Raw genomic sequence first — 15,863 nt, 5'->3', positions numbered from 1 at the left:
CAGTCGCTTATAAAAATCTTAATTGTTATTTATAGCTGAGAAGTATTTCTAAGAAAGCATTAGAGAAATGAATAAGTAATTATCTGAGGGTAAAAGAATATTTAAGAAAAGAAGTATGAAGAAAATAAGGAACTGCAAACAATAAAAAAACGCCCCGGTATAATACCAGGGCGTCAGGACTTCAGAAACGCATCAGGAAGCGTCGGCTTCCGTCGCGGCGAGTACCGGAAGTTCCGGCGCAAAGCCACGCAAACCCACCACATGTACGTGTTCATTATTGCCAAACACTTTACGCACCAGTTTGTAAGTCGTGCCTTTTTCCGGGCTGATATTTTCGGGTGCAGCGATAATAAGCTGCATTTCCAACCGGTCGCAAAGCTCAAACAGCGTGGCGATGGATTTAGCATCCAGACGCGCCGCTTCGTCGAGGAACAACAGTCGGCAAGGCGAAATATCTTTACCGCGCATACGGCTCGATTCGTCTTCCCAGCTCTGAACCACCATCACCAGAATCGACATACCGGTACCGATCGCTTCACCGGTAGACAACGCGCCACTTTCTGCACGCAGCCAGCCATCTGAACCACGGTTAACTTCTACCTCCATTTCGAGGTAATTACGGTAATCCAGAAGCTCTTCACCGATCGTTTGCGGCGTGCGTTGCCCCATATCAATTTGCGGATTGAGTCGCTGATACAGTTTTGCCAGCGCTTCGGAGAAGGTCAGACGGTTGCTGCTGAACAAATCCTGATGCTGTTCCTGTTGCTCAGAAAGCACATCCAGCAAACCGGCGTGGGCTTCGCGCACATTGACATTCAGACGCACACTTTTAACCTGTCCAAATGCCACGGCTTGCAGGCCCTGGTTAAGCTGGCGAATACGGTTTTGCTCACGCTGAATCGTTTTGCGAATAATGTTCGCCACACTCTTCGAGCTGATCGCCAGTTGCTGTTCACGCGCGGTCAGTTCTTCGGTCAGACGTCCCAGCTCGATTTCCATCTGTTCGATGGCTTCAACCGGATCGTCGGTGCGGATAATATCCTGACGGATACGCTCGCGCAGATGCTGATAAACCGCAATGTAGAACTGAATTTTACGCTCAGGACGTTTTGGATCTTCGGAAAGACGCAGCACATCACGCAGATGTTCGTTGTCAGACACCGCCAGACGCAGCGCACCGAGCGATTTATCCGACATGGAGCGCAGTTCGTCGCCGCCCATGTAGGCCAGCTCGCGGCGGTGAAGACGGCGCTCAACGCCATTATCCTTCACTAAACGCATGACTGCACACCATCCGGCTTTCGACGTCACTACCTGTTCACGGCTCTGATGGTAATCGCGTTCCAGCTTGCGTAGTTTCTTCTGCAAATTGTCCATCTCGGCTTCGCAGAATGTAATCTGTTTTTCGAGCTGGTTGCAGCGGGTGCGGTTTGTGCTCAGGGCGGTGTGCAGTTCATCGCGACGTGTTTTGGCGCGCGCTTCGGCGTTCGGATCGGCCTGAACCCCGATATCCTGTAATTCCTGACTCAGCTCTTTGAGCATGTCGCGTTTAGCATCAAACGAACTTTTCAGTGATGCCAGAACCTGACTGTACTGCGTATATTGTGTCTGATGCTGACGCATCTGCTCACGGGCGCGGGTACGTTCCGCCTCCGCATGTTCAAGACGCTGACGCAGTTTGTCATTCAGATCACTGTTTTCATTCAGCATACCGGCAGAGTCGGTATAGCCGAAGTGAGCGCGACGCTGAACCACCTCGGTCAGCGCAAACGCCTGTTGTTTTGCCAGACGTTGTGCGTGCTGAGCCTGCGCATAATCTTCTTTCAGTTGCTCATGCTGTTCCGGGTCACTTTGTAATACCGAGACCAGCGGTTCAAGTTTACCCAGTGAAACACCGTGCTGCTGGATGAAGCGGGCAGAATCCTGCGCTTCATCCATTTCTTCACGGATTTCTTCAACACGGTCGATGAGCGTTTCATCGCATAACAATCCGACGCGGGGTTGCAATTTATTCAGCATCGCGACAGCTTCTTTCGCCTGTTCGTATTGCTGACGTTGTTGCTGGTTCTGGCTTTCGTGTGCATTCAGTGCGCGCTCAAGCTCACCCCGACGTCCGCTCAGCGTGCGGATATCTGCTTCTGGGTCAGCATCAAAAGCAACGGCCAAATGGCTGCCGATGAAACGGCTGAATGCCTGATGCGCGCGCTGGATTTTCTGGACGTCAAAGGACAGTGTCGCGTAACGCTCGGATAAACTTTCGCGTTCTTTATGCAGCGTTTCAAGACGGTTTTCACGCGCGGCACGGCCAAACAGCGGCACCTGCGGGAAGTGGGAGTAACGCCACTGGCGGTCGCCGGTTTTGACCAGCACCGCGCCCTGCATCTCATCCACTTCAAAGACGTTATCGTCAAATGAATGCGGATCCCCTTCAATCAGATAGAGATCTTCCGGGCAATCGTCGAGACCATCGAGTTGATCTCGGATCAAAGACAAATCAGGCACGACGATCGCGTGGCGCGAAGGGCCATACAATGCGGAGAAGTACGGCGCATCATCGATGGTGACGTCATCATAAATTTCAGATAACAGTACGCCACCGAAACGCTCTGCCAGTGCAATCATGCGGGAGTCTTCTGCACCGCTTGGCTGGCTCAGACGGGTAATCTGGCCTTCAATGCGGCGTTTACGCGCAGCGACTTCGTCACGCTCGACCGTTGTTTCGCGTTCACTTTCCAGCAACTGCTGCATGTACTCAGTCACCTGCTGGCTGTTCTCCAGCGGTTCCTTACTTTGCTCGCTCAACTGACTCAGTGCTTCCTGAGCGGCGAGCCAGACAGGTGCGCGGGCAGTCAGTTCACGAATACGCGACTGAACCTGCTCCAGCTCCTGCCGCATTTCCATGCGGCGCTCACCGGCCTGCGAAACCACGCCCTGCAACTCTTCAATCTGCACTTCCAGCTCGCGCTGCATTTCGTCCAGATCTTCCGGCTGCACATCCTGGCCGGTGCGTTTACAGAATTCCTGCAACTGACGCTCAGCGTCCTGCTGCTCACGAAGGCGGTTTTCAAGCTCGGACAAACGCATGCGCAGCGGTTCGACGCGCTCCGCCTGATGTTGCTGAGAAGACCAGTCACGTAATAATTCGCGCGCCGTCTGCCAGGCCTGACTGCGGCTGACTTCACCGGCGATTTTCACCACCAGCTGATAGGCGGTTTCGAACTGATTGTGCGCCGCTGACGCCACACTCATTTTCTGTTCCAGCTGGAGCAGGATTTCAGTGGCTTCCTGTTCTTTGCTCTGGAACGTTTCCAGCCACGCTTCGCTGTTTTGGGTGCTCAGATCCGGGATCTGACACAGGTCGCGCGCACGTTCAATGGCCTGCAACGCCTGCTGGTATTGAATAGCACGGGTTTGCTGAACGTCCAGCGCCTGCTGGTAATCGGCAAGCTGGCTTTTCAGCTCATCGACTTCAAGCTCGGCGGCCTCGGCTCGCGCTTCATGTTCAGCATGCAGTTCGCTGGCTTCCGCCACGACTTCATTCTGTTCTTCCAAACGGTACGTAAGCTCTTCGAGATCACCTTCATAACGCTCGATTTTTTCCTGCTGACGCATCGCGGTCTGCACCAGACTGAGATGATCGCTGGCTGCCTGATAATCGGTTTCCAGATCACTTTGCGAACCGCTCTGCTCGGCCAGTTCACGCGCCATTTCGACATGACGGTATTGCTCGCCGGACAGCTGTTTGCGGCTGGTGAGCAAATCGTTCCGAAATACCAGCGCGCCATCGAGATGAATACGACGTTCATTGGCGTGGCGCATATAGTCGGCCGCCACGTAGGATGTCGCTTCAGAAATCAGATGCTTGAACAGGTCACGGTCAGATTGCGTTACGCGAATGGCTTCCAGCGTCATGCGGTTTTCACGCAGCGCGGCTTCCATATCCTGGAAGGCCTTACGCACACCGCTGTTTTCCGGCAACAGATAGTCGCGCAGGGAACGGGTGATGGCGCTGGAGATCCCGCCGTACAGCGAGGCTTCAATCAGACGATAGAACTTGCTGCGATCAGACGCTGAACGTAAACGACGCGGGATGACACCCAGATCGAACATCAGCGCATGGTAATCCGTGATCGAGTTAAACTGCTTAAACTGGACACCTTCCATGGCTTCGACGCGATCTTTCAGTTCCTGCAAAGACAGCACGCGAGCCTGACGTTCTCCCACCGTTTCGGTCAGCATTTCCGTCGGATTAACCGCAACCGGCAAGCCCTGAATGGTGAAAGGTTTGATGTCCACCTTGCGGTCACGGCCTGCGACCTGTTGAAGACGCACGCCAACCACAATGCGCTGATGGCGCGAGTTCACGACATCCAGCACCGAGTAACAGACGCCCGCACGCAATTTACCGTGCAGACCTTTGTCGCGGGAACCTGACGTCGCGCCAGCTTCCGTGGTATTACGGAAATGCAGCAGCGTCAGATCGGGGATCAGCGCCGTCACAAAGGCGGCCATCGTGGTGGATTTACCCGCACCGTTACCGCCGGAAAGTGTGGTGACCAGTGAATCGAGGTCAAAAGTCCGGGCAAAGAACCCGTTCCAGTTAACCAGCGTCAGTGAGCGAAATTTACCGCGTTCAATCATTCCTGTTCATCCTCTGCGCTCTCGTGCCCTTGCAGCCCGGCCTGCGATTCGCCCTCTTCGCTTTCATCGTTCAATGACAACGCACTGTCGACAGGCATCGCTTCGCCATCACGGATCATCCGTAACTGTGCTTCACGTACATCATCGCCGCTACGAACATCCGCGCCAAAACGGAACACCGCTTCGGTGATACGGAATTTGCTGCTGTCGGCACCCATGAAATACACCATGCCCAGACGGCGCAGACGGTTCAGTGAAGTACGGACTTTATCCTGTAATTTCTGGCGGTCTAAATCTGAGCCGGTAGAGCGCTGGTTGACGTATTTCAACAGCTTGTTTTCATCGGCCAGGCTCAGCAATTCGTCGTACAATTCCTGCTGGGTGAAAATCCCTTCATGCGCAAGGCGCTCCGGGCTGAGGTACAGATAGCAGAGAATTTTCCCGACCATCATATCGAGCTCGGAAAGCACCGAACGGGGGATCAGCGTCGTCGAGCGCGGGCGAAGATAGAAGAAACCTTCAGGTGCCCGGATCAGTTCTACGCTGTAGCGGCTGTAAAACAGCTCCATTTCTTCCTGATAATCCATCAGGAAAGCGTGGTTATCGAGTTCGTCGATGCCGATATGGCGGCCAGAACGCAGCTGGCTGTCGAGGGCAGGAAACACTGAATTTGCCAGTGCCTGCGCCAGCTTAGCTGGCATTATGTGTTCAATATTTGTCGATGACATGGGCCTGCACCTTGGCTCCGTAATCATTGATTGCCTGCCATTCGGCATGCAACCCTGAAAAATCTGCTTCAGCCACACCAAGGCGAACTGCCTGGTCGACCACAATTCGCGCGACATCAAAGTGTCGGGCACGCGGATACTGTTTGAGGTATTCGCGCATTACCATGCCCAGATTGAGCGGCGTTTTCTGTTCTTGATAAACCTGCAATGCCTGTTCAATCAATGCCGCAAGTTGTTCGCGGATTTCGTTAAATTCTTCAAATTCGAGGTCCGGCGGTAACTCACCGGTGACTTCTTCGCTGCGCAAGGCCAGTTCTTCATCTCGCATATCCAGTAAGCGGTCGGCATTGGCAAATGTCAGCGTCCAGGGTTGATCAAAATAGTTCTGAACCGACTGCAGCAGACGCTGCGCAAATACGCGGTTTTTATCCATGTCGATGGCCGTACGGATAAATTTATGCACGTGACGGTCGTAGCCAATCCACAGGTCGATAGCCTGCTGGCCCCAACTGGTGATACGGTCAAGTTTGTTCTGTAAATCGAACACCAGTTTGTCGACGAAGCTCAGATCCATTTCCACCATCGTGGCATCCTGAATACGCATAAGATGCGCCTGCAAGAGGTCGCCCGCGGCTTCCAGCGTATCCTGCAACTCACGTAGCGTGCCCGAGGTTTCTGACAAAAGCATTTCACAGCTGGAAATGGCCGCACGCCAGTCTTTATTGAGCAGCCCGGCGATATCATCTTTTACGCCCTGCTGCTGCTCATCCATGATCCGCTGGGTCATATCGATGCTGTCAAAAATTTCAGCGACGGAATATTTCAGCGGCGCATAGACGTTACGGTGCCAGTGAAAGTCATCGCCACCCTCTTCGGCGGCATCGGCCGCACGCTTGAGTTCCTGTGCAACAATCGACAACTGCATAGACAACCGCAGGGTAGAAAATTCACGCTGACGGATGTAGTAATCTGAAATACCGATGGCCAGCGGCGTCAGACGATAAATGGCATTGCCATCCGCCAGTTCACTGACAAAACGGTTGAGCAGGCGCTGACGCACCATATCATTGATGGCGTTATTAGCACGTACGGTGACTGTTTCGTTTGTCTGCTCGAAGCCTTTACTGACGTGGCGAAACGCGTCGACCAGCTCACCTTCACTCATTTCCCCATCAAGGCGCTCGCTGTTTAACGTGGCAATTGCCAGAAGAAAAGCCAGCCGCTCCGTTGGCAGCGAAATTGAGAAATCATTTTTCCGTGCCCAGGCGACCAGTTCGGGTACAGTCTGGGAAAATTCACTCATAATTCGTCCTTCAGAATGGGTTTGTGCGCCATCACATGGATGTAACGTCCCAAACTAACAAAAGGTTCCTGGCGGCAATAACGCTGTTCAAGCGCAAGAAGCGCGTCAAAATCCTGCTTATGTTGTTGTCTGTTTCGCAAATAATCGTGGAATACTCTAACACCGGTCTTGCCGCTTATCTGCATCCCAAGCTCTTCGAGCCACTGATAGACCTGCGCAGGTTCCAGCGGATGATCGGGCAACAGGGAGCTTTTTTTGATTTTTGGCACACCGGCTTCAACATGACCGAAATTGCCCAGGATCATGTGTCGCATAACCAGACCGTGGATATTGTAAAACATCAGCGAGATTGCGCCACCTGGCACCAGACAGTCGGTCAGTGCGGCCAGCGCCTGCCGGGGTTCCGCGAGCCATTCTATGACCGCGTGAAACAATATCAGATCAACCGGTTCTTCCAAATGTTCTGCAATGTGCTGAGCGGGACAATGTACAAATTGCATGTTGTCGCTCACACCTTTTTCAATCGCCGCAGCCTGCGCGCGACGGATCATCTCACCGGAGAGATCGCACAACAAGACCTGATGTCCTAAAGCGGCAAGTTCACAGGCCATTTGCCCTTCGCCGCCGCCCGCATCAAGAATGCGCAATGGCCGTTGGGGCAAAGTCTTCATCAACTCCTGCAGATCCTGACCCAGCACAGCCTGACGGATACGTCCTTTCGTTGTGCCGTAAATATTGCGCGAAAACTTCTCGGCCATATCGTCAAAATTTCGATCCTGCATGAATTGAGCCTTGTTCCTGAAAACGTTTTGCCGGGTTATCTCTGTGCGGCATCGCCGCGTGAAGTGCTATTTTGGCACAGGCTGACGTAGAATAAATCATCCTGACGCTGATTCACGCCCGGATGTCGTTTTTTCACCCAAAAGGACCGGTTTCTGATGCTATTTATCCTAAAAAAAACTGTCGGCGGTCTGTTATTGCCTCTGCCTTTTATCCTGCTGATGATGGCGATCGCGCTGGTGTTGTTGTGGATGACTCGCTGGCAAAAAACCGGAAAAGTGTTTTTTTCACTGAGTTGGCTGCTGTTGCTCTTACTGAGCCTTCAGCCGGTTGCTGATCATTTGCTTCGTCCCGTCGAATCCGGCTATCCGACTTATCAACCTCAGGCACATCCGCCGGTGAAATACGTCGTCGTTCTGGGCGGTGGCTATACCTATAATCCGGACTGGGCACCCAGCTCCAACTTAATCAGTAACAGCCTGCCCCGCGTGGCGGAAGGGATCCGTATTTATCGCGCAAATCCCGGGTCGAAAATCGTTTTTACCGGCGCGCAGGCTATGACCAATCCGGTGAGCAGTGCGGCGGTAGCGGGGAAAGTGGCGGAGAGTTTAGGTGTGCCGGAGAGCGATATCATTTTGCTCGATAAACCACGGGATACACATCAGGAAGCACAGCAGGTAAAAATTCTGGCCGGGGATCAGCCTTTCGTCCTGGTGACCTCTGCCAACCATCTGCCGCGCGCGTTAGTTTTCTTCCGGCAGGAGGGATTAAATCCGATCCCGGCACCGGCCAATCAGCTGGCGATTGATTCCCCACTCAATCCGTGGGAAAGAGCCCTTCCGCAGGCACTTTTCTTATCTCACAGTGAACGGGCGTGGTACGAAACGTTGGGGCGCATCTGGCAATGGATGACGTTGCCGTCATCCGAAACAAAACCCGTCAGTTAAGCCACGGCAACAGTTGCTGTCGCGCATAATCAAACTGGCGGCGATCGAGTTTTCCTGTGTGGATCAGGTGCGCGACAGATTCCCACAGCAAATAGAACCAACGGCGTTCGAGAAAGGTCTCTGAGACGGGCGCTTTTTGCAGGTAACTGAACAGCAGTTGCTCGCTCATGCCTTTTTCCCAAAGCCGGAATAAATCAAATTCACGCGGTGCCCATAATACGGTGCCCGGATTAATCATCGCCAGAAGCTGATCGCTGCGGGGATCTTTGAGCAGACTGCGCAATGAGAGATTACCGTGAACCAGAACCGGTGTGTCATCGAATTCCCGGAATAAGGTCGGAATGCTGGATCGGGAACGGAAAAGCACCGTGCGATCTTCCGGCGTGAGTTCCGGCGCCTGTAAATTTGATAAGGTTGACCACAGCACTTCAACCCGTTGCGGATACCAGTTTTCCCAGCGGTTTTCCTGGGTGCTGTCGACTGAACCGACGCAACCGTGGCTGTCAATACGGTGCCAGGCCAGCATCGCCTCAACAATTTGCTCCTGCAATATTTGCCAGCGTTCCGGCGTCCGGGTTGGGGCTTCCGCGGAGACACCGCGCAGGCGCTCAATCAGCAAAATTTCCTGATAAGGTTTTTGATGTGTTGTCACCATGCCGTAAACCGTCGGCACACGCACGACACCTTCTCTGGCCAGCATGGAGAGTTTGTACGCTTCCTGCCCGGCAATCCCCTCGCAGACAAAACTTTTCGCCATTAGCGGCATTGCGTAGCCCTGCTCATCATAAAGAGAAAAAAGATGGGCATAGGGCTGCTCACTGACACATTCAAGGCGGGATAAACGCTCGCCCAAAACAATACTTAACTCGGCTTTTAGCTGTTCCATAACGTATTCGCAGTGACGAAAAGACTAGCGTTTATGATGAAAGCTTCGATAAATGAATGCCCCGTTTCAGATCAAACAAAAACCGGATAATTACTTCAGGAGAGAAAGGATATTGAGGAAACGGGAAGTAACGTCAGATAAGAAGGGACGGAATGTGGCACATTCCGTCCGCTAAATGGGGATCAGGAATGCGGGTGGCCCAGAATCTTACGCACGCGTTCCAGATCTTCCGGAGTATCTACCCCTACTGAAGGAATAGCTTTCGCGACATCAACGTGGATTTTTTCACCATACCACAGCACCCGGAGTTGTTCGAGCAACTCGATGTGCTCCAGTTTGCTCGGCTCCCACTGAACGTACTGACGGATAAAACCGGCACGGTAAGCGTAAATACCGATATGGCGCAGGAAGACGTCCCCAATCGTGTCTTTAGAAACGGCAAAACGCTCACGTTCCCACGGAATGGCCGCTCGGGAGAAGTACATGGCGTAGCCATTGACATCGCGAACCACTTTTACCGCGTTAGGATTGAAAGCTTCTTCAGCCGATTCGATCGGTACCGCCAGCGTTGCCATGCCCGCAATACTGTTAGCCAGATTCTCAGCAACCTGACGGACAATCACCGGTGGGATCAGCGGCTCATCGCCCTGTACGTTAACGATAATTTCATCATCAGCAAACTGACAAATTTGGATAACTTCTGCCAGACGCTCGGTGCCTGACTGATGATCGGGGCGGGTCAGGCAGACTTCACCACCAGCGGCTTCTACCGCGGCGACAACGTCCGGATGGTCGGTTGCCACAATCACGCGCTTCGCACCGGATTCCAGCGCACGTTCCATCACATGCACGACCATTGGTTTACCGTTGATGTCGGCTAAAGGCTTACCCGGCAGGCGGCTGGACCCAAAACGAGCGGGGATAATTGCAATAAAACTCATGGATGTGTCTCATCAACAGAAAGCGGGCGGGCTTCGTTTTCTAATAATACTGGAATGCCATCCCGAACCGGATAAGCCAGACTGTCAGCTTTACACACTAATTCCTGCGCTTCTTTATTGAAGTACAGCTTCCCGTTACACACAGGGCACGCAACGATTTCAAGTAAACGATGGTCCATTAATTCCTCCCGGAGGCGACTACACCGCATTTCAGCTGGATGTAACGCAAAAATGCATTGAAAAACACAACACAACGGCTCCAGAGAATAGCATAACGCCCCTTCTCCGTTAATCCTCACGTCACCTTCTGTTGCGCCAGCAGAAAGTTAAATTATTGTGATTAAAAAATATCGTGTTTGAAGGATTGCGTTGAGGATTTCGTGGGAGTACAATTTTTTTTGTGATGAACATCACATTATCAACTTCAAATATGAGCAGAAATATGAAAACCATTAACAAAATCATCGCAATGTTCGCTAACTTCAGCCACTAATGCTGAGTAACACCTGCAATCATCGTGAATAAACGGCTGCCTGATGCAGCCGTTTTGCTTTAGAAAATCAGATCTGCCAGCCTGTCTTCCATAACTCGCCAAACTCTTCCGGCCCTTTCGTCAGCAGCACATTTTCTGCGCCCTGCCATGCAGCAAATCGCGTAATTGCACCATGAATGTCCTGCGTACGCCGGGATGTCACGCTAACATCAGGCTCGAGATGCAGACTTTTCACTTCCAGAATTTTTTCCTTCCGGTGCATTTTAGCGTCTACCCGCCCGATGAGCTCACCACGATGTAAAATCGGTAACGTGAAATACCCGTACTGCCGTTTTGCTTCCGGCGTATAGCATTCAATCCGGTAATCAAAATTAAAGAGCGTTGAGGCGCGCTTGCGATCCCACACCACCGGGTCGAACGGCGAAAGTAACGTCGTGACTGTTGAGGTAATTCGCGACTCAAGCGCTTTTTTCAGCAAAGGAAATTGTTGCCGGTGGACATAATAACTCCCCTCCAGCCCGGTGACCTCTACCCGTTTAATTTCTCCACTTGCCAGCAGAACTTCAATCACCTTCCGGGTATCCACACGTTTAAGGCGATAGTAATCCGCCAGCCATTCCGATTTGAATAACCCCAGATATAGCGCCGAACGTCGCATCATTTGGTATTCCGCCGCTTCCTGACTCAATGCCTGGGTGGCGTCATCCCATCCGGGCATCACGCGTTCAGCCAGGTCATAGACACGGTGAAAATTACGCCGTTCGGACACCATCAGCTTTCCGGAGGTGAACAGCGTTTCCAGATGTTTTTTATGCGGTTTCCAGTCCCACCAGCCGCTGTTTGATTTCTTCTCTGCGCTAAAATCGGCGGAGCGTACCGGGCCATTTTGGGCGATATGACTGAGCAAATCATGGATATCCTCATGGTGCTCATCAAACCAGTCCTGAGAAAACTTCCACCCCATTGCCTGCGGGTTCAGCATTTTGTGCCGCAACAGCCCATAATCCTCACGGGGAATAAAGCAGGCTTCGTGTGCCCAGTATTCAAAAACTTTCCCTGCAGATAATGCCTCTTCAAGCCATTGCGGTGAATAGTTGCCGAGGCGGCTGAACAACACGAGATAAGGGCTTCTGGCGACGACGCTGATCGTATCGATTTGCAGCAATCCCATTTTTTGAATGGAATCGACAACATCATCGGCAGACGGTTTTCGGGTCAGAGGTTTGAGAAGATTTTGTGCAGATAAATGCAGGGTGCGGGCCGAACTGAGAGATATAACCGGGTGAGACATATCGGTATCCGTGGCAGCGATAAACTGTGGATACCGATAGCATGTTTTTGCCGGGGCGTAAAATTCAGCTCAACGGCAGATAACAAAAACCAGACTCAGAACGCAATAACATCAGCCGCTGAAGGGCCATGTGCTACGCTGCGGTACGTGGTGAACTCCACACGTTGACCGGCGCTCAGTGATTTATTGCCTGTATTGGCAATGGAGGTACGCTGAACATAAATTTCAGAAGAACCATCGAGAGGGCAAATAAAACCGTAGCCTTTAGCCTGGTTATACCATTTAACTAAACCCATTTTTAACATCATAATTTCTATCCTTTCTTTTGGGCATCCATGAACACACTTTTTTATTATTGTTCGGATGCGTTTGCCCATATCTAAGTTATTTTTTTATAAAAAACCTCTAATGAGCGAATTTGTTTAACGATTATTTTTACTGCAGACTTCTTAAAGCCAATTTCTTTACTGACACTAAAAACCCGCCGTTGGGCGGGCTTTATTCTGCTGATATGAAAGACAATTCGCGTTGTTTCATATCATCACATTATTCTCTGATTACAGAGCGATAACGTTAGCAGCAGCCGGACCGCGCGGGCTGTCCTGAATGGTGTATTCTACACGCTGGCCTTCAGCCAGAGTTTTGAAACCATCCGTTGCGATTGCGGAGAAATGTACAAAGACATCTTTGCCGCCGTCAGCTTGCTCAATAAAACCAAAACCTTTGCTTTCATTGAACCACTTAACCTGACCCATTTTCTTAGACATATTTAAAACCTTTTCACTTAATAAAATCCTGCCATTCGGCAATGTTGGCCAATAGTTCACACAATTACTTATGGGAGGGACTTTAGAAGGTTCGTCTTGGAAGCGGAATCATCGGGAAAGAGATAACGTCTGGGAGGAACTGCTTTACTCTACACTCATACATAAATAGCGCTGCAACACAGGCTGCACACATTTACTCATAACCCGAAAAAAATAGCAAGTCACGTTGTGTAATAATCTTCAGAAGAAATAAAATTCATTTAAATACATCTTTAAAATCAGATGGTTAGTGATTTTAAATTTACGTAAATTTATAATAATTGCAATGAATTCCGGTGGTTCAGCCACCTTAAAGATGGGTTTTCAAAATAAGATCAGCTATTTTTTGCAGTAATTTTTCAGCCTGTAAGCCCTGAATTTTGGCTTCGACAGGCAAATACCACCAGGCCGCCTGAGCAAAAGAACGGCACTTCACGGCATCTTTTTCCGTCATCAGCAGTTGCTGATCGGGTTGTATCGCACCAGAAATCTGTTCAGGAGAATAAGCCTGATGATCAGCAAAGGCGATTTCCTTTTGCAGAACCAGCCCCAGTTGTTTGAGTGTCGCAAAAAAGCGTGGCGGATGACCAATACCCGCCATAGCTACCACATTCTTTAGCGTGGCCGCATCGCGCTGTTCACCGGTCACCAGGTTCACCGCTTTGCCCGGCTGTAAAACCATAGTCAGCTCACCGGCAAGCGCTGTGCCACCGTTGGTAATCACCGCATCCACAGTACGCAGACGAGCCTGACGTTCGCGCATCGGCCCGGCAGGCAGCCACTGACCATTACCAAAGCGCCGCACTCCATCGATAACCACAATCTCAACATCACGCTGGAGCGCGTAATGCTGCAAGCCATCATCCGTGATGATGACATCCAGCTCATGCGCGGCAAGTAACGCTTTTACCGCCTCTGATCGCACCGGGGACACCGCAACGGCGGCCCCGGTTCTTTGAAATATCAGTACCGGTTCATCACCCGCCTGTGCAGCAAGAGTCTCCTCCGTTAATACCAGCGGATAACTTTCAGCCTTGCCGCCGTAACCGCGTGATACGACACCCACGCGGAAACCATGCTGTTGCAACGTTTCGACCAGCCAGATAACCACCGGTGTTTTGCCATTGCCTCCGGCAGTGAGATTCCCCACGACCACCACGGGCACAGGTGCTCGCCAGCTTTTTCTAAGCCCGGATTTATAGCTGTAACGGATTAAATTCGAGATTAACCCGTACAGCCAGGATAAAGGCAAAAGCAACAGATAGAGCGGTGATTTACCTGACCAGATACGTTCAATCATTGGCCAAACTGCATCCGGTAAAGTTGCGAATAAACACCACGTTCTTCCAGCAGCTGAGCGTGTGAGCCGCGTTCGACAATGCAGCCATCCTCAATCACCAGAATTTCATCAGCTTTTTCGATTGTCGACAAACGGTGCGCAATCACCAGAGACGTACGGTTTTTCTGCAGCTCATCAAGAGCGGCCTGAATAGCGCGTTCGGACTCGGTATCCAGCGCAGAAGTCGCTTCATCGAGGATCAGAATGGGTGAGTCACGCAGCAATGCACGCGCAATCGCGATACGCTGGCGCTGGCCACCAGAAAGCAGAACGCCATTCTCACCGATCACCGTGTCCAGACCTTTTTCCATCTTACCGATGAAGTCCATCGCATACGCCATCCTCGCAGCTTTCTCGATTTCTTCACGGGAATAGAGATCGGTGCGGGCATACGCAATGTTGTTGGCGATTGTGTCGTTAAACAAATGAACGTTCTGCGATACCAGCGCCACCTGATCACGCAGTGATGACAGGGTATATTCCCGCAAATCATGACCATCCATCAGGATTTTGCCTTCCTGAATGTCATAGAAACGCGTCAGCAGGTTTGCAATAGTGGATTTACCGGAGCCGGAACGACCTACCAGCGCGACTGTTTTCCCTTCAGGCAGCGCGAAAGAAATATCGCGTAATGCTGGAATATCGCGGCCAGGATAGGAGAAGGTCACGTTCTTGAACTCAACCTCGCCCTTAACGCGTTTGACTTCCAGTTTCCCTTCGTCCTTTTCCTGTTCCATGTCCAGAATAGAGAACAGCGTCTGGCATGCTGCCATACCGCGCTGGAATTGAGAGTTGACGTTAGTCAGGGATTTCAGCGGGCGCATCAACGCAATCATCGAGGAGAAGACCACGGTAATCGTACCGGCGCTCAGCGTTTCCATAACAGACGGGAAGCTTGCCGCATACAGCACGAAAGCCAGTGCCAGAGAAGCAATCAGCTGAATGATCGGGTCAGATATTGAGGCAGCAGAAACCATGCGCATACCTTGCTGGCGCATACGGTTACTGACTTTGTCAAAACGCTCAGTTTCCACTTTCTGGCCACCAAAGATTAAGACTTCTTTGTGCCCTTTCAGCATCTGTTCTGCGCTTGTTGTCACTTGCCCCATCGTATTTTGCATCGTTTTACTGATGTTACGGAAACGTTTGGACACCACGCGGATAACAATAGAAACGATCGGTGCAATCACCAGCAGAATCACGGAAAGCTGCCAGCTGTAGTAAAACATCATGATAAACAGGCCAATGATCGAGGCCCCTTCACGCACAACGGTCACCAGAGCGCTGGAAGACGATGAAGCCACCTGTTCTGAATCATAGGTAATTCGGGAAAGCAACGTACCTGTGGATTGCTGGTCAAAAAATGCAACCGGCATTCTCATCATGTGGCCAAACAGACGGCGACGCATATGCATGACCACCTTGCCCGATACCCATGAGATGCAGTAACTCGAAATGTATCCACTCACACCACGGACAATCATCAGGCCGATGACGACCAATGGCATCCAAAGTAAAATTGAGCGGTCTGCTTTTCCAAATCCGTCATCTAAGAGCGGTTTCAGTAAAGACAGCATGAAGGTGTCACTGGCGGCGTTGGCAACCAGCGCAATAGCCGCAGCGACCAGCCCAGCTTTAAAAGGTGTGATCATCGGCCACAGGCGACGGAATGTCTGCCACGTGGAGAGATCTTTATCGTTCATCATGC

At 51.4% G+C, this 15,863-nt stretch carries 13 protein-coding genes; 1 reads left to right on the top strand and 12 read right to left on the bottom strand.

Going from position 1 to position 15,863, the window contains the following annotated elements; translation table 11 throughout:
* Nucleotides 1–192: 192 nt before the first annotated feature.
* Genes mukB through cmoM form a run of 4 tightly spaced genes read right to left on the bottom strand, consistent with a single transcriptional unit; the run spans nucleotide 193 to nucleotide 7,454 of the window.
* Nucleotides 193–4,641, bottom strand: a complete 4,449-nt coding sequence (gene mukB / locus ACM5QY_RS12290; RefSeq protein WP_416120864.1) for a chromosome partition protein MukB — start codon at nucleotides 4,639–4,641, stop codon at nucleotides 193–195.
* A complete protein-coding gene (gene mukE / locus ACM5QY_RS12285; RefSeq protein ID WP_416120863.1) occupies nucleotides 4,638–5,369 on the bottom strand; it encodes a chromosome partition protein MukE in 732 nt (243 codons plus the stop codon). The genes mukB and mukE overlap by 4 nt, the downstream gene beginning before the upstream one ends.
* Nucleotides 5,350–6,672, bottom strand: coding sequence for a chromosome partition protein MukF (gene mukF, locus ACM5QY_RS12280; protein ID WP_416120862.1), 1,323 nt, complete (start codon nucleotides 6,670–6,672; stop codon nucleotides 5,350–5,352). Before mukF ends, mukE begins: the two co-directional genes overlap by 20 nt.
* Nucleotides 6,669–7,454 (bottom strand): tRNA uridine 5-oxyacetic acid(34) methyltransferase CmoM, encoded by a 786-nt coding sequence (cmoM, locus tag ACM5QY_RS12275; protein ID WP_416120861.1) that lies wholly within the window; start codon nucleotides 7,452–7,454, stop codon nucleotides 6,669–6,671. Before cmoM ends, mukF begins: the two co-directional genes overlap by 4 nt.
* Before the next feature lie 156 nt (nucleotides 7,455–7,610).
* Here cmoM and elyC point away from each other — a divergent pair, with 156 nt between their 5' ends.
* A complete protein-coding gene (elyC, locus tag ACM5QY_RS12270) occupies nucleotides 7,611–8,399 on the top strand; it encodes an envelope biogenesis factor ElyC (RefSeq protein ID WP_416120859.1) in 789 nt (262 codons plus the stop codon).
* Here the strand turns inward: elyC and ACM5QY_RS12265 are convergent.
* The 8 genes from ACM5QY_RS12265 to msbA form a co-directional block, all read right to left on the bottom strand.
* The gene (locus tag ACM5QY_RS12265) at nucleotides 8,392–9,285 is read right to left on the bottom strand and encodes a YcbJ family phosphotransferase (RefSeq protein WP_416120858.1); all 894 of its coding nucleotides are present in this window, start codon (nucleotides 9,283–9,285) and stop codon (nucleotides 8,392–8,394) included. The genes elyC and ACM5QY_RS12265 overlap by 8 nt on opposite strands.
* A 182-nt stretch (nucleotides 9,286–9,467) precedes the next feature.
* Nucleotides 9,468–10,226, bottom strand: a complete 759-nt coding sequence (gene kdsB, locus ACM5QY_RS12260; RefSeq protein WP_416120857.1) for a 3-deoxy-manno-octulosonate cytidylyltransferase — start codon at nucleotides 10,224–10,226, stop codon at nucleotides 9,468–9,470.
* Nucleotides 10,223–10,405 carry a Trm112 family protein gene (locus ACM5QY_RS12255; protein WP_104921460.1) on the bottom strand — a complete coding sequence of 61 codons (183 nt, stop codon included), beginning with the start codon at nucleotides 10,403–10,405 and terminating at the stop codon, nucleotides 10,223–10,225. The genes kdsB and ACM5QY_RS12255 overlap by 4 nt, the downstream gene beginning before the upstream one ends.
* A gap of 381 nt (nucleotides 10,406–10,786) precedes the next feature.
* Nucleotides 10,787–12,010 carry a winged helix-turn-helix domain-containing protein gene (locus ACM5QY_RS12250; protein WP_416120856.1) on the bottom strand — a complete coding sequence of 408 codons (1,224 nt, stop codon included), beginning with the start codon at nucleotides 12,008–12,010 and terminating at the stop codon, nucleotides 10,787–10,789.
* A 95-nt stretch (nucleotides 12,011–12,105) separates the two neighbouring features.
* Complete coding sequence (locus ACM5QY_RS12245; RefSeq protein ID WP_104921458.1) at nucleotides 12,106–12,318, bottom strand: cold-shock protein; 213 nt, start codon at nucleotides 12,316–12,318, stop codon at nucleotides 12,106–12,108.
* 249 nt (nucleotides 12,319–12,567) lie between these two features.
* Nucleotides 12,568–12,777, bottom strand: coding sequence for a transcription antiterminator/RNA stability regulator CspE (gene cspE, locus ACM5QY_RS12240; protein ID WP_104921457.1), 210 nt, complete (start codon nucleotides 12,775–12,777; stop codon nucleotides 12,568–12,570).
* A gap of 349 nt (nucleotides 12,778–13,126) precedes the next feature.
* Nucleotides 13,127–14,116 carry a tetraacyldisaccharide 4'-kinase gene (gene lpxK, locus ACM5QY_RS12235; protein ID WP_416120855.1) on the bottom strand — a complete coding sequence of 330 codons (990 nt, stop codon included), beginning with the start codon at nucleotides 14,114–14,116 and terminating at the stop codon, nucleotides 13,127–13,129.
* Nucleotides 14,113–15,861 (bottom strand): lipid A ABC transporter ATP-binding protein/permease MsbA, encoded by a 1,749-nt coding sequence (gene msbA / locus ACM5QY_RS12230; RefSeq protein ID WP_416120854.1) that lies wholly within the window; start codon nucleotides 15,859–15,861, stop codon nucleotides 14,113–14,115. The genes lpxK and msbA overlap by 4 nt, the downstream gene beginning before the upstream one ends.
* Nucleotides 15,862–15,863 lie beyond the last annotated feature (2 nt).

The sequence above is a fragment of the Rahnella sp. PCH160 genome (assembly GCF_047784855.1).
In the GTDB taxonomy this organism is placed as follows: domain Bacteria; phylum Pseudomonadota; class Gammaproteobacteria; order Enterobacterales; family Enterobacteriaceae; genus Rahnella.
This window is presented reverse-complemented; position numbering and strand designations above follow the sequence as displayed.